General features: G+C 66.3%; 25 protein-coding genes. 13 read left to right on the plus strand and 12 right to left on the minus strand.

Annotated elements, in window-relative coordinates; genetic code table 11:
* The first annotated feature begins 70 nt into the window (after positions 1–70).
* A complete protein-coding gene (locus N826_RS11235; protein ID WP_044428709.1) occupies positions 71–2,749 on the plus strand; it encodes a bifunctional acetate--CoA ligase family protein/GNAT family N-acetyltransferase in 2,679 nt (892 codons plus the stop codon).
* Positions 2,750–2,869: 120 nt separating this feature from the next.
* Complete coding sequence (locus N826_RS11240; protein ID WP_044428710.1) at positions 2,870–3,868, plus strand: Rpn family recombination-promoting nuclease/putative transposase; 999 nt, start codon at positions 2,870–2,872, stop codon at positions 3,866–3,868.
* Positions 3,869–3,895: 27 nt separating this feature from the next.
* Here N826_RS11240 and N826_RS11245 read toward each other — a convergent pair whose 3' ends face one another.
* The 3 genes from N826_RS11245 to N826_RS11255 are packed head-to-tail and all read right to left on the minus strand — an operon-like array spanning position 3,896 to position 5,695.
* The gene (locus N826_RS11245) at positions 3,896–4,729 is read right to left on the minus strand and encodes a fructosamine kinase family protein (protein WP_052831046.1); all 834 of its coding nucleotides are present in this window, start codon (positions 4,727–4,729) and stop codon (positions 3,896–3,898) included.
* Entirely contained in the window at positions 4,704–5,204 is a 501-nt protein-coding gene (locus tag N826_RS11250; RefSeq protein ID WP_044428711.1) for a low molecular weight protein-tyrosine-phosphatase, read from the minus strand. The genes N826_RS11245 and N826_RS11250 overlap by 26 nt, the downstream gene beginning before the upstream one ends.
* Positions 5,201–5,695, minus strand: coding sequence for a DUF6314 family protein (locus N826_RS11255; protein ID WP_147040815.1), 495 nt, complete (start codon positions 5,693–5,695; stop codon positions 5,201–5,203). The genes N826_RS11250 and N826_RS11255 overlap by 4 nt, the downstream gene beginning before the upstream one ends.
* 36 nt (positions 5,696–5,731) lie before the next feature.
* Here N826_RS11255 and cobB point away from each other — a divergent pair, with 36 nt between their 5' ends.
* A complete protein-coding gene (gene cobB, locus N826_RS11260) occupies positions 5,732–6,451 on the plus strand; it encodes a Sir2 family NAD+-dependent deacetylase (protein WP_044428714.1) in 720 nt (239 codons plus the stop codon).
* Complete coding sequence (locus N826_RS11265; RefSeq protein WP_044428716.1) at positions 6,448–7,047, plus strand: uracil-DNA glycosylase family protein; 600 nt, start codon at positions 6,448–6,450, stop codon at positions 7,045–7,047. Before cobB ends, N826_RS11265 begins: the two co-directional genes overlap by 4 nt.
* Positions 7,048–7,068: 21 nt before the next feature.
* Here the strand turns inward: N826_RS11265 and N826_RS11270 are convergent, their stop codons facing one another.
* A complete protein-coding gene (locus N826_RS11270) occupies positions 7,069–7,470 on the minus strand; it encodes a metallopeptidase family protein (protein ID WP_044428718.1) in 402 nt (133 codons plus the stop codon).
* Between the two features lie 34 nt (positions 7,471–7,504).
* On the opposite strand from N826_RS11270, the gene N826_RS11275 reads away from it, so the two are divergent.
* On the plus strand, positions 7,505–7,828 hold the full coding sequence (locus N826_RS11275; protein WP_280178477.1) for a 4a-hydroxytetrahydrobiopterin dehydratase: 324 nt from the start codon (positions 7,505–7,507) through the stop codon (positions 7,826–7,828).
* Between the two features lie 17 nt (positions 7,829–7,845).
* Here N826_RS11275 and N826_RS11280 read toward each other — a convergent pair whose 3' ends face one another.
* The gene (locus N826_RS11280; protein ID WP_044428721.1) at positions 7,846–8,607 is read right to left on the minus strand and encodes an SDR family NAD(P)-dependent oxidoreductase; all 762 of its coding nucleotides are present in this window, start codon (positions 8,605–8,607) and stop codon (positions 7,846–7,848) included.
* A 137-nt stretch (positions 8,608–8,744) separates the two neighbouring features.
* Here N826_RS11280 and N826_RS11285 point away from each other — a divergent pair, with 137 nt between their 5' ends.
* Both N826_RS11285 and N826_RS11290 read left to right on the plus strand, forming a co-directional pair.
* On the plus strand, positions 8,745–9,152 hold the full coding sequence (locus tag N826_RS11285; protein ID WP_044428722.1) for a YkvA family protein: 408 nt from the start codon (positions 8,745–8,747) through the stop codon (positions 9,150–9,152).
* Between the two features lie 35 nt (positions 9,153–9,187).
* Entirely contained in the window at positions 9,188–9,697 is a 510-nt protein-coding gene (locus N826_RS11290) for a DUF3429 domain-containing protein (RefSeq protein ID WP_044428724.1), read from the plus strand.
* Here N826_RS11290 and N826_RS11295 read toward each other — a convergent pair.
* On the minus strand, positions 9,668–10,609 hold the full coding sequence (locus N826_RS11295) for a DMT family transporter (protein ID WP_052831048.1): 942 nt from the start codon (positions 10,607–10,609) through the stop codon (positions 9,668–9,670). The two genes, N826_RS11290 and N826_RS11295, sit on opposite strands and share 30 nt — an antisense overlap.
* A 147-nt stretch (positions 10,610–10,756) precedes the next feature.
* Entirely contained in the window at positions 10,757–11,053 is a 297-nt protein-coding gene (locus N826_RS11300) for a hypothetical protein (protein ID WP_044428728.1), read from the minus strand.
* A 169-nt stretch (positions 11,054–11,222) separates the two neighbouring features.
* On the opposite strand from N826_RS11300, the gene N826_RS11305 reads away from it, so the two are divergent.
* The 3 genes from N826_RS11305 to N826_RS11315 all read left to right on the plus strand — a co-directional run bounded on the left by N826_RS11305 (position 11,223) and on the right by N826_RS11315 (position 15,607).
* A complete protein-coding gene (locus N826_RS11305; protein ID WP_044428730.1) occupies positions 11,223–13,865 on the plus strand; it encodes an MMPL family transporter in 2,643 nt (880 codons plus the stop codon).
* Positions 13,855–14,874 carry a hopanoid-associated sugar epimerase gene (gene hpnA, locus N826_RS11310; RefSeq protein WP_044428732.1) on the plus strand — a complete coding sequence of 340 codons (1,020 nt, stop codon included), beginning with the start codon at positions 13,855–13,857 and terminating at the stop codon, positions 14,872–14,874. Before N826_RS11305 ends, hpnA begins: the two co-directional genes overlap by 11 nt.
* Before the next feature lie 160 nt (positions 14,875–15,034).
* On the plus strand, positions 15,035–15,607 hold the full coding sequence (locus tag N826_RS11315) for a CDP-alcohol phosphatidyltransferase family protein (protein ID WP_169789324.1): 573 nt from the start codon (positions 15,035–15,037) through the stop codon (positions 15,605–15,607).
* Here the strand turns inward: N826_RS11315 and N826_RS11320 are convergent.
* Genes N826_RS11320 through N826_RS11330 form a run of 3 tightly spaced genes read right to left on the minus strand, consistent with a single transcriptional unit; the run spans position 15,589 to position 18,091 of the window.
* A complete protein-coding gene (locus N826_RS11320; RefSeq protein WP_052831052.1) occupies positions 15,589–16,569 on the minus strand; it encodes a lysylphosphatidylglycerol synthase domain-containing protein in 981 nt (326 codons plus the stop codon). The genes N826_RS11315 and N826_RS11320 overlap by 19 nt on opposite strands.
* Before the next feature lie 9 nt (positions 16,570–16,578).
* A complete protein-coding gene (locus tag N826_RS11325) occupies positions 16,579–17,328 on the minus strand; it encodes a phytanoyl-CoA dioxygenase family protein (RefSeq protein WP_052831054.1) in 750 nt (249 codons plus the stop codon).
* A gap of 1 nt (position 17,329) precedes the next feature.
* Positions 17,330–18,091 (minus strand): phosphocholine cytidylyltransferase family protein, encoded by a 762-nt coding sequence (locus N826_RS11330; protein WP_044428738.1) that lies wholly within the window; start codon positions 18,089–18,091, stop codon positions 17,330–17,332.
* A gap of 181 nt (positions 18,092–18,272) precedes the next feature.
* Here N826_RS11330 and aepX point away from each other — a divergent pair, with 181 nt between their 5' ends.
* Entirely contained in the window at positions 18,273–19,949 is a 1,677-nt protein-coding gene (gene aepX / locus N826_RS11335; protein ID WP_244619632.1) for a phosphoenolpyruvate mutase, read from the plus strand.
* A 9-nt stretch (positions 19,950–19,958) separates the two neighbouring features.
* Positions 19,959–21,119, plus strand: coding sequence for a phosphonopyruvate decarboxylase (aepY, locus tag N826_RS11340; RefSeq protein WP_084720664.1), 1,161 nt, complete (start codon positions 19,959–19,961; stop codon positions 21,117–21,119).
* Here aepY and N826_RS41655 read toward each other — a convergent pair.
* Positions 21,085–22,206: a 2-aminoethylphosphonate--pyruvate transaminase gene (locus tag N826_RS41655; protein WP_084720665.1), complete on the minus strand. Its 1,122-nt coding sequence runs from the start codon at positions 22,204–22,206 to the stop codon at positions 21,085–21,087. The two genes, aepY and N826_RS41655, sit on opposite strands and share 35 nt — an antisense overlap.
* A 172-nt stretch (positions 22,207–22,378) precedes the next feature.
* Between N826_RS41655 and N826_RS11345 the strand changes: the two genes are divergently transcribed.
* Complete coding sequence (locus N826_RS11345) at positions 22,379–23,101, plus strand: carbonic anhydrase (RefSeq protein ID WP_084720666.1); 723 nt, start codon at positions 22,379–22,381, stop codon at positions 23,099–23,101.
* On the opposite strand, the gene N826_RS11350 is transcribed toward N826_RS11345, so the two are convergent.
* Positions 23,098–23,883, minus strand: a complete 786-nt coding sequence (locus tag N826_RS11350; RefSeq protein ID WP_044428742.1) for a DODA-type extradiol aromatic ring-opening family dioxygenase — start codon at positions 23,881–23,883, stop codon at positions 23,098–23,100. The two genes, N826_RS11345 and N826_RS11350, sit on opposite strands and share 4 nt — an antisense overlap.
* Between the last annotated feature and the right edge of the window lie 300 nt (positions 23,884–24,183).

The following is a 24,183-nucleotide window of genomic DNA, read 5'->3' on the forward strand; positions in this document are numbered from 1 at the left end:
AGGCCTTCCGCCCCGTGAGCCGGGTGCCGGTTCTCGGGGGCGGACGGCCCACACCGTTCCGGGGGCGGCCATGACCGTTCGTAATCTCGACTACCTGCTGAAGCCCAAATCGATCGCCCTGATCGGGGCCAGCCGCAAACCGAAGACGATCGGCGCCGTCGTCGCGCGCAACCTGTTCAACGCCGGGTTCGACGGCCCGATCATGCCGGTCAGTGCCCAAGACCGCTCGATCGAGGGCGTGCTGTGCTACCCGTCGGTCGAAGCGCTGCCGATCACCCCCGACCTCGCCGTGATCTGTACCGCGCCGGAAACGGTGCCCGACCTGATCCGCCAGCTGGGCGAGCGCGGCACCAAGGCCGCCATCGTCATCTCCTCCGGCTTCGGGGAAATGGGACCCGAGGGCAAGGCGCTCGAACAGCAGGTGCTGGATGCGGCGCGCCCGCACCTGCTCCGCGTCGCCGGACCCAATTGCCTGGGCATGATGGTGCCAGGCATCGGCCTCAACGCCAGCTTCGCCCACGTCAACGCGCTGAAGGGCGATATCGCGCTGATCGCCCAGTCCGGCGCCGTCGTCACCTCCATCGTCGATTGGGCGACCAGCCGCCGGGTCGGCTTCAGCCATCTCGTCTCGCTGGGCGGCATGGCCGACGTGGATTTCGGCGACCTGCTCGACTACATGGCGGCCGATCAGCATACCCGCGCCATCTGCCTCTATGTCGAGGCGATCACCGAGGCCCGCAAGTTCATGTCGGCCGCCCGCGCGGCGGCCCGCCAGAAGCCGGTCATCGTGATCCGGTCGGGGCGCTCCGACGAAGCCGCCAAGGCCGCGACATCCCATACCGGCGCGCTGGCCGGCCACGACGATGTCTATGACGCGGCGTTCCGCCGGGCCGGCATGCTCCGCGTGGTCGAGCTGGACGAGTTGTTCGACGCGGTCGAGACGCTGGCCATGGGCGTGCAGATCACCGGCGACCGGCTGGCGATCGTCACCAACGGCGGCGGCATCGGCATCATGGCGACCGATATGCTGATCGAGGAAGGCGGCAAGCTGGCCTCGATCGACGAGGCCGTGATGGAGAAGCTGAACGCCGTCCTGCCGCCGACCTGGAGCCGCTGCAATCCGGTCGATATCATCGGCGACGCGCCGGCCAAGCGCTATGCCGACGCTCTCGGGACGCTGTTGGGCAGCCGCAGCCATGACGGCATCCTGGTGATCAACTGCCCGGTCGCCTTATCCGAAAGCACGGAAGCGGCCCAGGCCGTGGTCGATACGCTCAAGGGCAAGAAGCATCAGGTCCTGACGAGCTGGCTTGGCGACGGCAGCGCGCAGGATGCGCGGCACCTGTTCGCCGCCAACCGGATCCCGACCTACGAGACGCCGAACAAGGCCGTCCGGGCTTTCATGCATATGGTCCGGTACCGCAAGAACCAGGAACTGCTGATGGAAACTCCGGCCAGCACACCGGAGCAGTTCAAGGTCGATGAGAAAGCCGCACGCACCGTGATCGACGCGGCTATCGCCGAAGGCCGCGGCTGGCTCAGCGAGTTCGAGGCCAAGCAGGTGCTGGAAGCCTACGACATTCCCGTCGTCGAAACCCTGAAGGCCGCCACCCCGGACGAAGCCGCCGACGCGGCGCGCCGGATCGGCAAGCCGGTCGCCCTCAAGATCCTGTCGGTCGACATCATCCACAAGTCCGACATCGGCGGCGTCCAGCTCCATATCAAGACGCCGGAGGAAGTGCGCGCCAAGGCCGTCGCCATGCTGGACCGCATCCGGGCGATCAAGCCCGATGCCCGGATCGAAGGTTTCACCGTACAGGCCATGGCCAGCAAGCCCGGTGCGCACGAGCTGATCGTCGGCATGGCGGACGACCCGCTGTTCGGCCCGGTGCTGCTGTTCGGCCAGGGCGGCACCTCGGTCGAGGTCGTTCAGGACAAGGCGCTGGGATTGCCGCCGCTCAACACCAATCTCGCGCGCGAGATGATGAGCAGGACAAGGGTCTGGAAACTGCTCCAGGGCTACCGGGACCGTCCGCCGGCCGCCATCGACCAGATAGCGCTGACGCTGATCAAGATCAGCCAGATGATCACCGACATCGCCGAGATCGTCGAACTGGACATCAACCCGCTGCTGGCGGACGACGCCGGCGTGCTGGCGCTCGACGCCCGCATCAAGGTCGCGGTGCCGACCGTCCAGCCCGGCACGCGGAGACTCGCCATCCGGCCCTATCCGAAGAAGCTGGAAGAGCGGGTCAAGCTGAACGACGGCCGCGAGTACCTGCTGCGCCCGGTCCGGCCCGAGGACGAGCCGATCGTCCACCGGATGTTCGAGAAGATGACGCCGGAAGACATCCGCCTGCGCTTCTTCGCTCCCATGAAACGGCTGTCCCACCAGATGGCGGCGCGCCTGACCCAGATCGACTACGACCGCGAGATGGCGGTGGTTGCCGTGGCCCCCAACGAGGATGGCCGGGAGGAGCTTTACGGCATCGTCCGCATCGCAGCCGACCCGGACAACCAGAAGGCCGAATACGCCGTGATGGTCCGCAGCGACATGAAGGGCAAGGGCCTGGGCTATGTGCTGATGACCAGGATCATCAACTATGCCCGTTCACGCGGCATCGGCGAGGTCTACGGCGAAGTCCTGCGCGAGAACACCACCATGCTGGGGATGTGCCACGAGCTGGGCTTCACGCGGAAGGAAAACCGCGACGAGCCGGGCGTGGTCGAGGTGACGATCAAGATGTGACTGCCAAGGCGTAGCTGCGAAGATGCAGTAGCAAGGTAAGCTTCCCGTTCTGGTAAACGTGGCGTTCGGGCGCATGCCCGCCTGCTTGCATGTCATGCGGACGTATCGCACTCAACCGCCATGACCCAGACCGGCTCACTTCACGATCACCTCATCAAGCTCCTGCTGGGAAGGCCCGCCACGGCGGCGACCTTCCTGCGGGAACGGCTGCCGCCTGATATCGTGGCGCTGATGGCGCCCGAACCGCCGGAATTGATGCCCGGCTCGTTTATCGACGGCGGGCGGCGCAGCCATCATACCGACCTGCTCTTCCGGCTACCCCTGACCAGCGGACGCAGTGCCTTCGTCCCAGTGCTGATCGAACATGTGAGCAGGCGGCGCTCCCATCCCGTCGTTCTGCCGAAACTGATGCGCTACATGGCCGTGATGGGCGAGAAGCACCTGGAGGACGGTCACGGACTGCCGCTGCCCCCGGTCATCCCGCTGGTGATCTATCAGGGTGCCAAGCCCTGGAGCGAGGCCCCGAACTACGCCGGGCTTTACGACGTCGATCCGCCGCTGGCTCCCTTCGTTCCGGATTTCGCCTATTTGATGTTCGATCTGGGCGCTACTCCGGACGAGGACTTGTCCACCCAGGCTTTCCTGCGCTTCGGTCTCGCCGTGCTGAAACTGGCGCGCGGTTCGCCGGATGTCGCCGGAAGGCTGCTTACCCTTGCGACGGAGGAAGTCTATCGGGACGACCGGGTGCTCGCCTTGCTCCGCTATGTCGCGGAAGTATATGCTGAGTTGGACCGGACGACGATGGAAGCCCTGATCGCCCCACTCGCCAACGAGGAGCACTCACAGATGACTACGCTGCTGCAAAGACTGTTCGCGGAAGGCAAGGCCGAGGGGCTGGCCGAAGGTAGAGTCGAAGCGTTCCGGGAAGGCGAAGCGAACGGTTTGCGGAAAGGCAAAGCCGACTCGCTGCTTCTCGTCCTTGAGCAGAAGTTCGGACCGCTGCCACAGGATCTGCTGGAAAAGATCGAGGATGCCGATCTCGCCACCCTCGAAAGCTGGATGCGGCGGGGCGTCCTGGCAGCCAGCCTGGACGAAGTGACCGATCCGAACCGGGCGTGATCCGCAAACCGGCCGCCGACGCTTCCTTCAGACGAACCGGCTGACGATCCCGGCCACCTGCCCTCGGTAGCTGCCGCCGAACAGGCGGACATGGACCAGCAGCGGATACAGATTATAGATATCCCGCCGCACTTCGAAGAAACCGGGCCGGATCGGGCGCAGCTCGGCATAGCGGCGGAAGAAGGGCTCGCCGAAGGTCCCGAACAGGGTCGAGAAAGCCAGTTCGATCTCCGGATCGGCGTGGTAGACGGCGGGGTCGATGAACCCCGCGATCCGGCCCCGATGCGCCAGGATATTGCCGCCCCACAAATCGCCGTGGATCAGGCTGGGAGGTGCCGGTTCCCCGATCAGGTTGGGCAGCAGTTCCGCCAGCCGCTCGATACTCCCCATCAGGCCGCCGTCGAGCCGCTTCTCCTTCAGCGCCAGCCTTGCCATATGCATCAGCCGGTGGTCGCGGAAGAACTCGATCCAGTCCTTCGACTCCGGGTTGGGCTGGTGCAGCGGGCCGATCAGGGTGTCGAAGGCGAAGCCGTAGCGCTCGGCCCCGACGTCATGCAGGCCGGCAACCAGTTCGGCGGCATGTTCCTGGACCGGGGCGTTCAGCCCACCGCCTCCCTCGATCCACGACATGACCAGCAGCGAATCGTCGGCATGGAACAGTTCCGGCACCGGCAGCCGCGAGTGGTCGGCAAGATGGCGCAGCATGGCGCCTTCCAGCATCAGCCCCTTGCCGCGCTTCGCCACCACCCGGCGACCACCGGCAAGATCGATCAGCCACAACTCCGCCGTGTTGCCGTCGGCGAACCGCCGGGCGGCAACGACTTGGCCGATATGTTCAGGAATCGCCGGATGCACGGACATGGCCGGGGCGGGAATGGCGCAAACTGTTCAGCAGCCCTTCGGAAGCGGCCTCGACCAGATCGAGGACTTCGGTGAAATGAGTGCCTTCACCGTAGTAGGGATCGGGAACTTCCCGCTTCGGGGCATCCGGCGCATAGTCCATGAACAGCTTGATCCGATCGCGCCGCTCCTCGGGCGCCATCCGGACAAGCTGGTCGAAGTGCCCGCGATCCATCGCCAGGATCAGGTCGAACTCCTCGAAGTCCGATTTCCGGACCTTGCGCGCCCGCAGGTCGGCGATATCGACTCCGCGCGACTTGGCCGCCTGGACGGAGCGGCCGTCGGGCGGTTCTCCGACATGGTAGTCGTGGGTGCCGGCGCTGTCGGTCGATATCCGCCCGTCCAGCCCCGCGTCCTGGACCACCCGGCGGAAGACGCCCTCGGCGGTGGGCGACCGGCAGATGTTTCCGGTACAGACGAACAGAACCTTGGTCATGCTTGCTCCCCGTCCTTGGCGGCGCGGATATGGCGCGTCACCATGTGATAATCCTTGCGCGGTCCGTTGACGGACCACTCGACGACCCACTCGTCATGCCGCTCCACCCGGAACGAACCCCGGTAAAGATCGGCCCCACAAAGATGGACGGCATCGGCGCTGCCGGTCGTCAGGTCGAGCTCATGGAACGGCATCCCGTCGTGGCGGAAGACTTGCGCCCGTCCGGGACCTTCGGGAAACGCGTAGCGGTAAGTCTGCTCCGCCGGCCCTGCATAGCCGCCCAGCCGCATCGTGCCGCTCTCCGTCAGCAGCAAACCGCCATCCGGCAGCGGCGCGAAGACCGCCCTCCCCTCGAAACCGCCGTCCTGTCCGCTTCGCGCATCACTGATCGTACGGGAAATGCGCCACGCACCCGTCAGGAATACGCGCAGGTCCGCGACAGGAAGCACTCTTGCGTTCGGCTCGACGGCAGCCACCTCTACACTCGACAACAAACGCTCCTTGTTCACGCTCCGGAAACTGCCGCCATGATCTTAAGCCCTTCCGACCGGATCGTCATCCTGACCGGCGCCGGTATTTCCAAGGAATCAGGCCTGGACACCTTCCGCTGCGCCGGCGGCGTCTGGGAAAGGGTCCGCCTGGAGGACGTCGCGACACCGGAAGGGTTCGACCGGAACCCCGACCTCGTCCACCGGTTCTACAACGACCGCCGCTCCGGTCTGCTCCAGGCCGATATCCAGCCGAACGCCGCCCATGCCGCTCTGGCGAGGCTGGAGCGGGACTGGCCGGGCGAGGTCCTGCTGGTCACCCAGAACATCGACGACCTGCACGAGCGCGCCGGTTCGACCAACCTGATCCACATGCATGGAGAGTTGCTGAAGGCCCGCTGCGGCGTTTGCGGCGAAATCTCCGAGATCCGCACCGACCTGTCGGTGAACGACGACTGCATCGCCTGCGGCGCCGTCGCCGAGATGCGCCCCCACGTGGTCTGGTTCGGCGAGATGCCGCTGGAGATGGAACGGATCTACGCCGCCCTGGCCGGCTGCGCCCTGTTCGTCTCGATCGGCACGTCGGGCAATGTCTATCCGGCGGCGGGCTTCGTCCAGGAGGCGCGGATCAACGGCGCCCATACGGTCGAGCTGAACCTGGAGCCGTCGGAAGGTGCCACCCTGTTCGCCGAGAAGATCTACGGCGCCGCCACGGCGGCAGTGCCGGCCTTCGTCGACCGCATCCTGGCGGTCAAATGACGGCAGCGGATCGCGCCGCCGCCCTGGCGGTGCTGGTCGGGAAGGCAAGGGCATGCAGGGTCTGCGAAGCGCATCTGCCGCTCGGACCCCGCCCGGTCCTGCGGGCGAGCGCCACGGCTAAGCTTCTGATCGTCGGGCAGGCGCCCGGCACCAAGGTTCACGACACCGGCATTCCCTGGAACGACGCTTCGGGCGACCGGCTGCGCCGCTGGCTGGACCTTGGCCGCGACACTTTCTACGACGAAAGCCGGATCGCCATCATGCCGATGGGGCTGTGCTATCCCGGCATCGACAAGAGCGGCGGCGACAGCCCGCCCCGGCCGGAATGCGCGCCGCTCTGGCACCCTCCCCTGCTGGCGCTGATGCCGCAAGTGGAGTTGGTGCTGCTGGTCGGCAGCCATGCTCAGGCATGGTATCTCGGCAAGCGGCGCCGCAAGACCATGACCGATACGGTCGCGGCTTGGCGCGAATACCTCCCCCGCTTCATCCCGACGCCGCATCCGAGCTGGCGGAATACCGCGTGGCTGAAACGCAATCCCTGGTTCGAGGCGGAACTGGTGCCGGAGCTGCGGGAGCGGGTAGCACGGATGCTTTGAGCGTGCTGACTGTCTCGCCGCTCAGTCCGGCTCGGCAGCCTCGATCGCCTCCATGTCGTCGTCGGAAAGGCCGAAATGATGGCCGATCTCATGGATCAGGACATGGCGGACCAGATGGGCCAGATCCTCGCCGGTCTCGCACCAGTAGTCGAGCAGCGGCCTGCGGTACAGGTAGATCATGTCGAGGTCGCTGGGCGTGGCGCTGACGCTCTTGTGGGCCAGATCGACGCCCCGATAGAGGCCGAGCAGGTCGAACGGCGAGTCGAGCCCCATTTCCCGCTCGGTTTCCTCGTCGGGAAAGTCCTCGACATGGATCACCACGTTGCCGACGAACCGCAGCAGTTCGGGCGGGATCGTCTGGAGCGCCTCGTCGGCCAGCGATTCGATGTCGGCGATGGTCGGGGCATTGATTCGACTGGTCATTCGGGCGCACTCTTCCTGATCAACCGCTACAGCGATACAACAAGGGAGGCTTCAGATGGTGGAAAAACTCGTCGGCGCAAGGCGTCAGGCGGCCCTGGCCGAACTGCACGGCTGGGCCGAGGTCGAGGACAGGGACGCCATCCGCAAGACGTTCCATTTCCCGGACTTCGCGACGGCCTGGGGCTTCATGACCCGTGTCGCCCTGAAGGCGGAGAAGATGGACCACCATCCGGAATGGTTCAACGTCTACAACCGCGTAGAGGTGATCCTGGCAACCCACGATGTGGAAGGCCTGTCCGACCGCGATGTCGAACTGGCCCACCACATGGATGCGATCGCGCTCGAGCACGACCGCTAAGTCCGGATCGCGGAACCTTACTTCGGCGCCAGCCGGAGCGCGCCGTCCAGGCGGATCACGTCGCCGTTCAGCATGACGTTGCCGATGATGTGCAGGGCGAGGTCGGCGTACTCCGACGCTTCGCCGAAGCGGGCCGGGAACGGCACCGAAGCCGCGAGGCTGTCCTGGATCTCCTGCGGCATCGTCAGCAGCATCGGCGTCGCGATCAGCCCCGGCGCTATCGTCATGACGCGGATGCCGAACCGCGCCAGTTCGCGCGCGGCCGGCAGGCCGAGCGCTATCACACCGCCCTTGGACGACCCATAGGCGGCCTGCCCGATCTGGCCTTCGAACCCGGCGACCGACGCCGTGTTGATGATGACGCCGCGCTCCGCCGTTTCCAGCGGGTCGAGCTTGCTCATGTCGTAGGCGGCCAGGCGCATCATGTTGAAGGTGCCGACGAGGTTGATGTCGACCACCCGCTTGAAGGCGGCGAGGTCTAGCGGGCCTTCGCGCCCGACGATCCGGCCGGGAGTCGCCACCCCGGCGCAGTTGACCGCGATACGGGCCGGCCCATGGGCATCGCGCGCCTTGGCGAAAGCCGCTTCCAGGCTGGGGCCGTCGGATACGTCGCATTGCAGGGCGATGCCGCCGATCTCGTCGGCGATCGCCTGAACGGCGTCGATGTTCAGGTCGAACAGGGCCACCTTGGCGCCTTCGGCCGCTAGACGGCGTGCTGTTTCGGCACCCATGCCCGAACCGCCGCCCGTGATGACGGCGGCATGATTTTTGACCTTCATCGGTCGCCTCCCTTTACCATGTCTTCTATCAAGTCTGCCGGCCGGAACGGCCGCATCCCGCTCTTTAGCAGACCGCTGCATCGAATGCAGCAGCCGGACGATTGTACGGCCGCTGGCACTGCCCATATCTGTTAACCATGAGAACACGAAGCACTTCGGATACCGCCGGCGGCGCCGGGATGGAGCAGGACGAGCGGCTGGTCCGCGAGCGATTCTGGAGCAAGCTGCGCTCCTCCGTCGCCCGCATTCCCTTCGCCGAGGACGCCGTGGCGTCCTTCTACTGCGCCACGGACAGCTCGACCCCGACCAAGGCCAAGGCGATCCTGCTGGGAGCGCTTGCCTATTTCGTGATGCCGGTCGATGCCGTACCGGACTTCATCGCCTTGCTGGGATTCACGGACGACGCCGCCGTGCTGATGGCCGCCATCCAGACCGTGCGCATGAACATGAGGCCCGACCATTACGAGCGGGCACGGGAAACGCTGGCCGGGCTTGGCCAGTCGCCGGAGCAGGCGAATGGCGGCGACAGCCGGGCGGCGGGATAGACGAACCGCCAATCCGCCCTATCTGGTGGCGGATCATGCTGTCACAGACCCCACGTCCCGCCCTCGTCCTCGGTTTCGCCGGGTTGATTCCGTTCTGGTTCGCCGCCACCTGCGTATGGCTGGCGCCAGCACCATGGAACGTCCACGCGCTCCAGATCCAGGTCCTCTACGCCGCGACCATTTTGTCGTTCCTGGGTGCCGTCCACTGGGGACTGGCCGTCGCCAACTATGGCGGCGCTCCCGCCACCCCGGACAATCCAGCCCCCGCGATGACGTGGTCAAGGCTCGGCTGGAGCGTCGTGCCGCCGCTGGTCGCCTGGATCGCCGTCTGCATGAACGCTGTCCCAGCCCTGATCACCTTCATCCTGGCCTTCGCAGCCCTCTACGCCGGTGACAGGTCCGCCGTCCGCGCCGGCCACGCTCCCGTCTGGTATCTGCCGCTGCGCCGCGCCCTGACCGTCCTGGTCATCGCGGCTCTTGCGGTGTCGCTGGCGCGGGTGCTGCTCGGGACCGGCCTACTCGGCGGGACTGCCGACGGCGGCTGAGGCCGCTGCGGCGGACCGGGCACGGCGCGCCAGCATCGCTTCGCGCTGGGCGATGTAGATCGTCGAAGCCGCGATGATTCCCGCCCCGATCCAGGCCCAGACGTCCATGGTCTCGCCGAAGGCCAGATAGCCTAGCAAGGCCGCGAAGGGCAGCTTGGTATAGTCGAACGGCATCATCGCGGAGGCATCGGCCAGGGTGAACGCGCGGGTCAGGGCTAGATGCCCCAGCGTCGCGATGCCGCCCATCAGCACCAGCCAGACCAGCATGCCCCAGCTGGGCCACGACCAGACGAACAGCGCCGGCACCAGCGACATCGGGGTCAGGAACAGCACCATGTACGTCACCATGACAGCCGGCGACTCGGTCCGCGACAAAGCCTTGACCTGAAGCGCCGACGCGGCGCTGAAGCAGGCTGAGACGAGGACGATCGCCGCCGGCAAGGTGATCGCCTCGGCATCGGGCCGGATGATCACGAGTACGCCGATGAAACCGACGACGGTGGCGCTCCAGCGCCGCAGCCGCACGACCTCCCCCAGGAACAGGGCGGCGCCGATCGTCGCGAACAGCGGTGTGGTGAAGCTGAGAGCCACCGCCTCCCCCAGCGGCATCACGGTCAGCGCGTAGAACCAGGTCAGCATGGCCGCCAGCCCCGTGAGCGACCGGGTCGTGTAAAGCCATGCCTTGCTGGTGTGCAGCCCGCCCAGACCGGCTTTCGCCAGCCAGGGCAGCATGAACATCAGGCTGAAGAAGTTGCGGAAGAAGGCGACCTGGAACGGGTGGAGTTCGGTGGCGCCGTGGCGGATCAGGAGGTTGAGCAGCGAGAACAGCGCCGCTCCGGTTACCATCCACAGCGCGCCCTGGACCGGGAGCGGGATTTTCGACGGAAACAACTGCGTGCGTAGAGAGGCCACGGGGACGGACTGCCAAGGCTTTGGGGAAAACTGGACGACGCTGACGGTAGTATGCGCCCATAATGATAGCGCGACCAAATGTCCCTGCCGCCTCAGCTCCGCTTATGACGCAACTCTGCGATGCAGTGAGGTCAGGTGAGCCGACAGTTATTTGTTCGGCGCCTTGTTGACGTCCAGGCCGGTTATCCTGTCGCAGACGGCCGCGTCCACATGCTCGGCCACGCAGTTCTGCCGGATGGTCTGACGGGTTTCCTGCTCTCTCGAGTCGGGATCGGACGCTTCCTCGACATGGAGCAGCTTCTGTTCCTGCGCCATTCCCTTGAACTCGCCCGTGGGCTGGAAATCCTTGGTGGTGCCCTCGGTCGTGCCCTTCATGTCCTGGGCCACGGCCGGAACGGCTATCGACAGGAACGCCAGCAATACCGGGATGCCGAGCTTTTTCATTCGAAGTCTCCCTTTGAAAAGTCATTCACCCTCAACAACCCGTCAGAACGGTTCCAGTTACGGCGCATGGGTAGTATCGCCCCGCGCGCCGCTTTAAACCGGCCCCCTTGAACTGGCAGGTTCGACTTGGCCCGTCCCAGTCGGGGGCAAGCTTTATGAAGGTCCGGGAATGTGGGAAACGACCATGCTGGCGCGTCTGGTGACCGCGATCTGCCGCCGTCCGGCGGTGACGGTGGTCGCGGTCCTGCTGCTGGCGGTGCTGGGCGGCTGGTATTCCGCCGTGGCGCTGAAGATCAATACCAGCGCCGCCGAGATGATCTCTCCCGACGTGCCGTTCCGGCAGCACGACAAGGCCTACGACGCGGCGTTTCCGGACACGGAAGACCGGATCGTCGTGGTGATCGACGCGCCGTCGCCCGACCAGGGCGACGCGGCGGCCAGCCGGATGGCCGAGCTGATGGCCTCTCGTCCGGACATCCTCTCCAATATCGAGGTTCCCTCGGCCGACCCCTATTTCCAGCGCTACGGCCTGCTTTTCCTGGAAACGGATAAGCTCCAGGACCTCGCCACCCGGCTGGCCGGCGCTCAGGCGGCGCTCGGCATGCTGAACGGCGATCCCAACCTGCGCGGGCTGGCGCGGATGCTCGACCTGGTGCTCGGCAATACCGGCGGCGAGGCGCCGGCCGGCCTCACCGACCTGCTGGGCCGTCTGGCCGACGGCGCGGAAAGCGTCGCCGACGGCACGCCGGCGCGCCTGTCCTGGACCGGACTGGTATCCGGCGGGGAGGAGGACAGGCTGGGCAACCGCCGCTTCGTGCTGGCTCAGCCGTCGCTCGACAATGCCTCCTTCGCCCGTGGCCGGCCGTCGCTGTCGGTCGTGGAGAACGCCATCGCCACCCTGCGCACCGAACCCGCCGGCCAAGGGGTGACCGCGCGGATCACCGGCGACATGGCGCTGCGCCAGACCGAGCTGGATACCGTGGCGGGCAGCGCCGGAATCGCCTCCGTGCTCTCGTTCCTGCTGGTTTCCGCCGTGCTGATCGTCGGCATGCGCTCCGGCCGGCTGATCGGCGCCGTCATGGGGACGCTGTTGGCCGGGCTGCTGCTGGCCGCCGCCGTGGCGACCCTCAGCGTCGGCCAGCTCAACCTGATCTCCGTCACCTGCGCCGTGATGTTCTTCGGGCTGGGCGACGATTTCGGCAGTCATCTCAGCCTCCGCTATCAGGAGGAGTTGCGCCGGGGGCTTTCCCCGATACCGGCCGTCATCGCGGCCTCGGTCGGCGTCGGACCGGCGCTGACGCTCAGCACCCTGTGCGCCGCCATCGGCTTCATGTCCTTCGTGCCGACCGACTACCTGGGACTGGCGGAGTTCGGCATCATCTCCGGCCTCGGGATGTTCGTGGCGCTGGCGATCAGCCTGACCCTGCTGCCGGCGCTGATCGTGCTGCTTAAGCCGGGTCCGGGCGCTGCCGCGATGCAGACGGAAGACCGGGGCTTCGCCGTCTGGGTCGAGCGAAACAGTCGCCGCATCCTGATCGTCAGCGGCATCGCTGCGATCGGCTCGGTGCTGGCCCTGCCGCTGGTGCGGCTGGACGTCAACCCGCTGAACCTCCAGGACGAAACCGCCGAGGCGGTCCAGACGTACCGGGACTTGGCCTCCCGTCCGGAGACCTCGCCTTACAGCGTCAATATCCTGGCGGCCGACCTCGACGCCGCCCTTTTGATGGTGCCTACCCTGCAAGGCCTGCCGGAGGTCGGAGGCGTCCGGACGCTGGCTAGTTATGTCCCCGACGATCAGGACGCGAAGCTCGCCATCATCGGCGACATGGCGCTGCTGCTCGGCCCGAGCCTGTATACCCCATCCAATGCTACTCCGCTGAGCGCCGGCGAGAGGCAAGCAGCCTTGACCGATATCCGCGCAGCATTGGGCCGGGCAGTAGCCGATGACGGCAAGGCGCAACCCGAAATCCGCCGGCTGCAAGACGCCCTTGGGCGCATCCCCGCCGATGACCCCGCCAAGCTGGCGGCCCTGGACGATACGCTGACCGCCAGTCTGCCCGGCCTGCTCGACCGCCTGCGCGCCGGCTTGGAAGTCGAGCAACCCGTGACCGTCGACGACATCCCCGACTCGCTGCGCCGCGAATGGATAGCGTCCGATGGACGCGCCCGGATCGAGGTGCAGCCGGAGCGTGATATCTCCGACTCGCGCGACATGCAGGCCTTTGCCGAACCGATCATGGCCGTAGCCCCGACGGCGACCGGAGCGCCCGTGACCGTGACGGAGGCCGGCAAGGTCGTGATGGGTTCCTTTCGGGAAGCCACCCTGCTGACCATAGGGCTGATCGCCGTGCTGCTGCTGGCGATCCAGCGCAGCGTGGCCAGCGTCCTGCTGATCCTGGCGCCCCTGACGCTGGGGGCGCTCTATACGCTGGCGGCATCGGCCCTGCTCGGCATCCCGTTCAACTTCGCCAACGTGATCGTGATCCCGCTGCTGTTCGGCCTTGGGGTGGCGAGCAGCATCCATATGGTGGAACGCGGGCTCGCCCTGGCGCGCGACCTGCCGCCCGGCCGCCGCTTCGGCTTGGACCTGATGCTGACCAGCACGCCGCGCGCCGTCCTGGTCAGCACCCTGACCACCGCGACGGCCTTCGCCACGCTGGCCCTGTCGGACCATCGAGGGTTGTCGAGCATGGGCATCCTGCTGGCCATCGCCATCCTATTCACCCTTATCTGCTCCCTGATCGTGCTACCCAGCCTGATGATGGAGTGGGAACGCAGAAGCCGGGGAAAGGGGAAGCACCATGCGGGTTGAGGATATCGGCGGCACCGTCCTGGTGACCGGAGCCTCGGGCTTCGTCGGGTCCGCCGTGGCGAAGGCGCTGATGGCGCGGGGTGTTCATGTCCGGTTGCTGGTCCGCAGCACCAGCAACCGCCGCAACCTGTCGGACCTTGGCGAAGGCGTCGAGATCGTCACCGGCTCTCTTGAAGACCTGTCGTCGCTGCGCGCCGCCTTGGCGGGCTGCAAGGCGCTGTTCCACGTCGCGGCGGACTACAGGATCTGGGTCCCGGACCCGGACGCCATGATGCGCACCAATGTCGAGGGCACCCGCAGCCTGATGCGGGAAGCCCTGGCGGACGGCGTCGAGCGCATCGTCTATACCAGCAGCGTCGCGACCCTGGGCCTGAAACCCGACCGTTCCCCCGCTGATGAGGACACCCCCGACCGGCCCGGCGACATCGTCGGCCCCTACAAGCGGTCGAAATACGAGGCTGAACAGGTGGTCCGCCGGATGACCGCCGAGGACGGGTTGCCGGCCGTGATCGTCAACCCGTCGACCCCGGTGGGACCTCGCGACGTCAAGCCGACCCCGACCGGCCGCATCATCGTGGAGGCGGCATCGGGCCGGATGCCGGCCTATGTCGATACCGGCCTCAACCTCGTCCATGTCGACGACGTGGCGGCGGGCCACCTGCTGGCGTTCGAGCACGGCCGGATCGGCGAGCGCTATATCCTGGGCGGCGACAACCTGACACTGGCCGAGATGCTGGGGGAGATCGCGCGTCTGGCAGGCCGCACCCCTCCCCGCGTCCGCCTGCCCACCGCACCGCTGTTCCCGCTGGCCGTCGTGGCGGAAAGCGTCGCCCGCCTGACCGGCAAGGAACCTTTCCTCACCCGCGACGGTCTGCGCATGGCGGCCAAGCTGATGTTCTTCTCCTCGGCCAAGGCCGAGCGCGAACTGAACTACCGCCACCGCCCAGCCGTGGCAGGGCTGGAAGACGCGCTGAACTGGTTCAAGGGGGCGGGGTATGTCCGCAAATGAAATTTTCGCCATGTCGGGCTGAAGAGGCCCGACCAGCGAAAGCCTTCTCGGGCAAAAGCACGCTCACGTAGGTCGGGCCTCTTCAGCCCGACATTTAACGTTCCAAATCGGGCACACTGAGAAAAGGTCAGGCATGAGTCACAATACCTGGACGCATGGAATGGTTCGCCCACTGGTGCGTCCGCTGGCGTCGAGCATCGTAACGCCGAACCACATCACCACCCTGCGCTTCGCCACCGCCCTGATCGCCTTCGGCCTGCTGGCCTTCGGCAACGGCCAATGGAACGACTGGGCGGCGGCCAGCTTCCTGCTCTCGTTCTTCCTCGACCGGGCCGATGGGGAACTGGCGCGGCAGAGCGGCAAGTCTTCCCCGTGGGGACACCGCTACGATCTGGTGACCGATGCGCTGTCCAACATCCTGATCTTCCTCGGCATCGGGATCGGCTTGCGCGACAGCCAGCTCGGCAACTGGGCCATCGCCCTGGGGCTGCTGGCCGGCTGCGCCATCGTCGCGATGCTGTGGCTGATGACCAGGGTCGAATCCCTCGGCGGCATGGGTGCCGCCTCCTACTCGGCCACGGGCGGGTTCGATCCCGACGACGCGATGGCGATGATCCCCTTCGCCATCTGGTTCAACGGCGAGATGCCGATCCTGATCCTAGCCTCCATCGGCGCGCCCGCCTTCTTCCTGGGAGCCTGCTGGAAGTTCAGGCGCTATCTGGCGCCGTCCTGACCGACGGCTCCCGACCGTCGCGCCTCGATCGCCGACCAGACCGCCAGCGCCGGCAATCCCAGCGCCAGATCGCGCGCCCGGCGGATCAGTCCCAGCGCCAGCGCCGTGGACGGATCGAGGCCGAGCACCAGCCCAATGGCGACGAAACCCGCCTCCTGGACGCCGATGGCGCCGGGAACGGTGAAGGCCGCCGACCGCCCGGCCTGCGACAGGCTTTCCAGGATGATCGCGTCGGTCCAGCGCGCCGGCACGCCGAGGAACCACAGGCACAGCCAGATCTCCGCAGCACCGGCGAACCAGCCGGCCAGCCGCCAGAAACAGCTCCACCCGGCAGCCCTCCGATCGGCGTAGATCCGGTCCAGCTCCGTCTGGAACGATCCCATGCCTCCAAGCCTGGCCGCCCAGTCCTGCTTGGGCAGCACGGCGCTGACCCAGCGCCACAGCACCCCAAACCCCCGGCCGCGCTGTATCCAGTAGAACGCGAAGATGCCGCTGCCGAACAGCAGCAGACCCGATACGACCGGCACGACCGATCCGACCTCATGGGCGGCCAGCAGCAAGCCGACCCCGATCAGCGCGAAGACCATCTGGGTCAGCGCGCCGAAGGTAACATCAGCCAGCACGGTCGCCGCCGCGCGCGACGTCTCCACCCCGCTCAGCATAGCGAGCCGCACCCGCGCCAGTTCGCCGCCGATCTGGGCGACGGGCAGCAGGTTGTTGACGCCCTCCCCGATCCAGCGCATCCCGAACAGCGCACCCAGCGACGGGGCAGGACCGATGAACAGCAGCCGCCACGCCACCACGTCGAGCAGGACCGCCAGCGCGTGGGACAAGACGATCGGCACGATCCCCCACCCGACGGGAGCCAGCGCGTCGCGGACGGCGTCCAGCCCGGTCCCCAGGACCAGCGCCACCAGGACGCCGATCCCCGCCAGAGCCGTCAATACCGGAAGAAGCCTCATCCGCCTGTGTCAGACCCGGAAGACGTATTTGGAACCGGGGACACGGGCGACATCTGGCGGAAAGGCCGCGAATTTGTCGCGGTAGTAGGCTTCCCGATGGTCGCCGTCGGATAGCCGGTTATAGGTCAGGTACAGGATGCGGCGCGCCGCTCCCGTCATGTTCTCGGCGGAGGCATGGGGGACATAGCTGTCGAACAGCAGCACGTCGCCGGGCTCCGTCGGGACCGGCTTCAAGCCGACTTCCTTGATCCGGTCGTCGTCCAGCGGCTTCCACTCCTCCCCCAACAGACCTTGCCTGTGCCAGCCCGGCGCCACCTCCAAGCAGCCGTTCTCCAGGGTCGAGGCGTCGATGCCGACCAGCGCCGTGATGAACAGCGGCGCATAGGTGCTCCAGCCGGCCTGCTGGTCCTGATGCGCCTTGAAGCCGGCCCCGCCCGGCATCTTGAAGTTGATCTTCTCCTTGAACAGCACCGCCTGTTCGCCGAACAGCCGTGACACCGTCTCCATCAGCCGGCCGTGCCGGACTAGGCGGTCGAAGCCGTCGTGGAACGGGCAGAAGTTCTCGATCCGCTGGATGATCCTGTCTTCCGGATCGAGCAGGCTGGCTTCGCGGTAGACCCAGTGGCTTCCGACCTCTTCGGGCGCCGAGGCCAGTTCCTCGGTCCAGCGGGTGATCTCCGCAACCTCATCACGGTCGAAGAACCTGGGCAGCAGCAGGTAACCGTCGCGCTGGAATGCGCCGACCTGAGTTTCATCCATCTCACGCACCTCCAGTCATCGGATCGTCGCGCAACGCCGGCCGGACCTCGGTCTCGGCCTTCACGACGTCCTCGGGGAAATCGATCTCGGTCCAGGGCAGGTCGGATACATCCTCGTACCCGAAGGTCCCCGGCGGGCTGGCGAGGATCAGGTCGCGTAGAGGCTCCTCGTACTCCATCGCCCCGCGCCCGCTCTCGACATAATCCCGCGCACGCCCGGCCAATGCTTCGGCAATGGCGGGCGATAGCCGGAAGAAACCGACCGACTCCCCATGCCAGTCATGGGCGTTCTTCGGCACCTTGTGGAAATCGACGATCCGGCCGTCGCGGATGCACAGCTTGACCGGCTCGTCGCCCGGTTCGATGGTGCGGTCCAGCAGCAGGCAGTTGTCGATCCCGGTCCGGACCAGCCGTTCCATCAGGCGCCTGTCGTACAGCACGTCGCCGTCCATCAGCAGGACAGGTTCTCCCCGCGTCATCACCGGCTCAGCTACGGCGAGCGAGACGACGCTGCCTTCGGCGAAACGCGGGTTCTCGATGAAGGAAACCCGGATCGCCGGCTCGATCCTCGCCACTTCCTCCCGGATACGATCCGCCGCGAAACCGACGACGATGACGGCTTCGGCCACCCCGCAGGCATGGAGGATAGCGAGGTGCCGTTCCAGCAGACTGCCGCCCCCGAATTTCAGCAAAATCTTCGGAGCGGAGTCATCCCCGCTTCCCAAGCGCCGGCCCCGGCCGGCTGCGAGAATGACGGCTTTCATGATCGACTCCCCCCGGATAATTTGATGGATGATTTAATGATTGGGGTCTGGTTATCGTCTGCTAAGGTTAATAGTTACACTAGCATGACAAAGGCTGAGCAAAGACCCCGGAGTCAATTATCAACGTCACGGACCATCCATAAGAATTACCTCTTGTGTATTTCCAAGGAGGCAGGAAGCGTTGCGTAGTAACTTGAATGCGACTGAAAACCCGATAGCATCGACCAGCGCCACCCCATCACCCCCGGTCCTCAACCGGTTCCAGGCCCTAAGGCAGCTCCTGCTCTCGCCCGACCTCTCGTTCCTGATGGAAGCCCATAACGGCCTGTCGGCGAAGATCGTCGAGGAGACCGGCTTCCAGGGCATCTGGGCGTCCGGCCTGTCGATTTCCGCTTCGCTGGGGGTCCGCGACAACAACGAGGCCTCCTGGACGCAGTTCCTCGAAGTGCTGGAGTTCATGGCCGACGCCACGTCGATCCCGATGCTGGTCGATGGCGACACCGGGTTCGGCAACTTCAACAACGTGCGCCGGCTGGTGCGGAAGCTATGCGACCGGGGCGTCGCTGGCGTCTGCATCGAGGACAAGCTGTTCCCCAAGACCAACTCCTTCATCGGCGACCACCAGCCGCTTGCCGACATGGAGGAGTTCTGCGGCCGCATCCGGGCCGGCAAGGACAGCCAGACGAACGACGACTTCTCCATCGTCGCACGGGTCGAGGCGCTGATCGCAGGCCAGGGCATGGACGAAGCGTTGAGGCGGGCGGAGGCGTACCATGCCGCCGGGGCCGATGCGATCCTGATCCACTCCAAGCGCTCCAGCGCCGCCGAGATCCTGAGCTTCATGGAGCACTGGGGGCAGCGCTGCCCGGTCGTCATCGTGCCGACGATGTACTACGCGACCCCGACGGAAGCATTCCGCGAGGCCGGCGTCTCGACCGTGATCTGGGCCAACCACAACATTCGCGCGGCGATCTCCGCGATGCGCGACGTAACCGGGCGCATCCACCGGGAACAGTCGCTGGCGGGGCTGGAACGCGACCTGCCCACGGTCAAGGATATCTTCCGCCTGACCGGCCAGGACGAGCTGAACGAGGCCGAGAAGCGCTACCTGCCGGTCCGCACCGGCGCTCATGCGATCATCCTTGCGGCTTCACGCGGCGAACCGCTCGGTCCCCTGACCGAGAGCCTGCCCAAATGCATGATCGACATCCGGGGCCAGCCGCTGCTGGGCCGGCTGGTGGCGACGCTGAAGGAGCGCGGCATCGAGGAAGTCGACGTCGTGCGCGGCTTCGCCAAGGAGACCATAGCGGTCCAGGGCATCCGGACGATCGACAACGACGACTACGCCTCGACCGGGGAATTGTTCTCGCTAAACCGCGCCCGCGACCGTCTGAGCGGACCGACCGTCGTGATCTACGGCGACATCCTGTTCCGGCCGCACATCCTGGACGGGCTGATGGAAACGCCCGGCGACATCGTCGTGGCAGCCGACGCCTTCTGGCAGCGGCGGTCGTCCGAATCCATCAACCAGCGCGACCTGATCGCGGCGGACACCGCCTATTCCGGCAACTTCCTGGACGAGGAACCGGTGGCGCTCCGCTCGATCGGCGCCCATGACGAGGGCATCGAAGTCTGTGGCGAGTTCATCGGCATGGTCCGCTTCAGCGACGAGGGGGCCAGGATAGCGCGCGACGAAATCGACGCGATGGAGGCGGAGGGCGTGCTGCCCACATCGGACCTGCCCGAACTGCTGAACCGCCTTGCCAGAAGGACCACCGTCAACGTCCACTACGTCACCGGCTACTGGCTGGATGTCGATACGCTGCGCGACCTTGACGATGCCCATCACTTCCCCTGAGATGAGATCATGATCTCGGCTAACTCCTTCATCGGACACGCGCTGGAGCGCGGGTTCGATTTCTACACGGGCGTCCCGTGCAGCTTCCTGACGCCGCTGATCAACGGCGTCATTATTGGCACGGGCCTGCGCTACGTCGGAGCGGCCAGCGAGGGCGAGGCGGTCGCCATCGCCGCCGGCGCCTGGCTGGGCGGGCGCAGGACTGTCGTGATGTGCCAGAACTCCGGCCTCGGCAATGCGGTCAATCCGCTGACCTCGCTGAACGCGCCGTTCCGCATCCCGACCCTGCTGGTGACGACATGGCGAGGCCGACCCGGCATCAAGGACGAACCGCAGCACGCGCTGATGGGGGAGATCACGCATGGGCTGCTGGACCTGATCCGCGTCGGCCACCGCTCCTTCCCGACCACGCCGGACGACCTGACCGCCGCCCTCGACCATGCCTGCGCCGAGATGGACCGGCTGGACCTGCCCTTCGCCTTTGTCATGGCCGAAGACAGCGTCGAGCCGGAAACCCTGCGCCAGACTCCACCCCCTGCCCGTCCCCCCGGCAAGCGTCAGGACTACCGCACGCACGGCGAACCGCCGCCCCGCGCCGCCGTGCTGGAACGCCTGCTGTCCGTGATCGACCGCCAAGCCGCCGTCGTCGCCACGACAGGCAAATGCGGACGGGAGCTGTTTACCTTGGACGACCGCGAACAGCATCTCTATCAGGTCGGCTCGATGGGTGGGGCCGCCGGGATGGGCCTGGGATTGGCACTGTCGACCCCTCGCCCCGTCGTAGTGCTGGACGGCGACGGCGCCGCCCTGATGAAGCTGGGAACGATGGCGACGTTAGGCGCATACCGCCCGCCGAACCTGATCCACGTCCTGCTCGACAACGGCGTCCACGACAGCACGGGCGGTCAGGCGACCGTGTCGCCGCTGGTGGACTTCCCCGGCGTGGCGCTTGCCTGCGGCTACCCGAACGCGATGGACTGCGACGGTCTCGATGGTTTCGAGACGGCGTATAAAGCTGCTGCCCGAAGCGGCGGCCCCAGCCTGATCCATGTCCGGATAGCGCCGGGATCGATGGCGAAGCTGGGCCGGCCGACCGTCCCGCCACACGAAGTGGCCCGCCGCTTCAAGGCCTTCGTCACCCGCGCATTGCCGCAACAGTCTCCGCAATGACGCCGAGGGCACGGCGGATCTCCGCCTCCCCGATGGCGCCGATGCAGCCGATCCGGAAGCTGTCCAGGGCGGTCAGCTTGCCCGGATAAATCACGATGCCGCGTGCGTGCAGGCTGTCGTAGAAGTCGCCGAACCGGAACCAGCCGCCGTCCGGTATTCGGAAGGTGACGATAACCGGGGCCTGTAGCGCGTCGTCCAGCCAGGGGGTGAAGCCAAGTTCCCGCATCCCGGCGCACAGGACGGCGCAGTTCCGTGAGTAGCGCGTAAACCGCCCCGGCACGCCGCCCTCGGCATCGAACTGGTCCAGCGCCGCGTCCAGAGCGGCCAGCACATGGGTCGGCGGCGTGAAGCGCCACTGGCCGGCCGATTCCAGCCCGCGCCACTGCGCCTCAAGGTCCAGCGCCAGACTGACCGCGTTCCCCTTCGCACAAGTCAGAGCCACGACATCGGCGATGACGAAGCCGATGCCGGGTACGCCTTCCAGGCACTTGTTGCTGGACGCGAACAGGCTGGTGAACTGCATCGCCCCGGCCTCGATCCCGATGGCCCCAAAGCTGCTCATGGCATCGACGTGAAGCCGCCGCCCGGCGGTCGCCACCACCTCCGCCACCTCGGCCAGCGGGTTCAGCAGCCCCGATGTGGTTTCGACATGAACGACCGCCACGTCGGTCACCGCCCGGTCCGCCTCCAGCGCCGCCGCGACCGCAGCGGGATCCACCGGCCGGTCCTCCGGCCACTCCAGCACCTCATGCGCACGCCCTGTCACCCGGCAGATCTCCGCCATCCGCCGCCCATAGGCGCCGTTGACCAGGATCAGCAGCTTGCCGTCGCGCGGGACAAGCGTCTGGAGAGCGGCCTCGACCGCGAAGGTGCCGCTGCCCTGGATCGGGACGCAGGTCATGGCCGCCGCCTCACCCCCGACGACGGCAAGCAATCTCCGCCTGATGCGGGCGGTCAGCTCGATGAAGTCACAGTCGCGCGATCCCCAGTCGCGCTGCATCGCGCGCCGTGTCGCCGGCGTCGTGGTCAAGGGTCCGGGTGTCAGCAGCAAGTTTTCGCTTGGGTTTCCATCCCAATTTGTCGTCATGCCCTGAGCCTTCTCCTGATCGGATCGTTTCGATTAATAGTGTAACGATCTCCGAAGATTTTCCACTCTGCGATAAAGTAGGCCCGTATTCGGTCGCGCCGCTTTGTGCATTCTCCTGTTGCAGATACACCTACTGCCGATTGCAGGGGAATCATAAAAAAGGGGAAACGACATGACCGCCATCGACCAGTCCAAACGCGCCTTCTTCCGCACGGCCGGCTTGGGCGCCGCAGGAGCCCTCGCCGGCGCACTGGCGCCCGTCCTGGGTGGATCGGCGCAAGCAGCATCCAAGAAGACCGACCTCACTCCCGAACAAGCCTTGCAGTTGCTGAAAGACGGCAACCGGAACTATCTCACCGAGGGCCCCATCCGCCGTGTCCAGGGCCGGGAGCGCCGGCTTGAGATCGCCCGGGGCCAGACGCCGTTCGCCGTGCTGGTGAGCTGTTCCGACAGCCGGGTACCGCCGGAACTGCTGTATGGCCGCGACCTCGGCGAGCTGTTCATCGTCCGCAACGCCGGCAACACGGTCGACACCTCGGCCATAGGCAGCATCGAGTACGCCGTTGCCGAGCTGGGCGTGCCGCTGATCGTGGTGATGGGTCACCAGCGCTGCGGCGCCGTCGATGCCGCCGTTTCGGTGGTTCGCGACAACGCGACCTTCCCCGGCAGCATCGGCGCCATGATCGAGCCGATCATCCCCGCCGTCCTGAGCGTGCGCGACAAACCGGGCGACTTCCTGGACAATGCCGTCCGGGCCAACATCAGCCGGATCGTGAAACGCCTCCGACAATCGGAACCGACCTTGCTCGACCCGCAGCGTGCCGGAAAGCTCAAGGTCGTCGGCGCGCACTACTCGCTGGAGGACGGCTCGGTCGACTTCTTCGACGAGGCCTAGTCGAAGGCGTAGACGTCCATGGCGAGCACGCCGTAGGTGTGGCTGCTGTGGACCCGCGTGCCGGCGGTTCCCGGCGACGCCGCACCCAGCGCCGTGAACAGCGGCAGCAGGTGTTCCTCGGTCGGGTGATTGCGCTCGGCCGAGGGCGCCAGCCGGCGGTAGTCGAGCAATTCCGCCGTCTTGGCGCCGGATATGGCGCCCGCGACCCAGTCGCCGAATTCCGATACCCAGCCGGGAGGGGCCGAGTCGTAGTCGAACCCCCGGAACTCGTACAGGTTATGGGTGGCGCTGCCCGACGCCAGCACCAGCACGCCTTCGTCCCGCAGCGGCCGGATCGCCTCGCCCAGCGCCAGATGGGCGGCGGGACCGCCGTCGCGCAGGATCGACAGTTGCGTCACCGGGATGTCAGCTTCCGGGTACATCAGCGAGAGCGGGACCCAGGCGCCGTGGTCCAATCCGCGCCGGGGATCGCGCCGGACGGCCCCGCCCATTTCGGCCTCCACCAGTTCAGCCGCACGCTCCGCCAGTTCCGGCGCGCCGGGAGCGGCATAGCGCATCCGGTAAAGCTCGGCGGGAAAGCCCCGGAAATCGTAGATCGTCCCAGGGGCGGGCGTAGTCCCGACCGAAGGCACGTCCGTTTCCCAATGGGCCGAGACCACCAGGATCGCGTTCGGCCTGCCGAGCCGTCCGCCATAGCCGCGCAGGAACTCGGCGGCCCCGTCCTTTTCCAGCGCCAGCGTAGGGGCACCGTGCGATACGAACAGGCTTGGGAAGCGGGACATGGACGTACTCCGGCGATACCCAACGGGATGAGACAGTGTTCCCTGCAATATGCAGTCGCGCGTGCCGTATTATAATCCATCGTCTAGTCGATGGACTGTATATGAAAACGCAACTATCCTTGATCGAAACAGCATAGGCGCCAACTTAGGCCGTCCACGCTATTTTCGTCATATCAAGACTTGATCTTGGCATCTCCTATCGGGAGCTGAGCGGGTGACATCCGAACTCCAGGTTGAAGTCCTCACGTCAGCTTACGCCGAGAGATGCCAAGATCAAGTCTTGGCATGACGGTAAAGTGG

Origin of the sequence: Skermanella aerolata KACC 11604 (assembly GCF_000936425.1) — a bacterium.
GTDB lineage: Bacteria > Pseudomonadota > Alphaproteobacteria > Azospirillales > Azospirillaceae > Skermanella > Skermanella aerolata.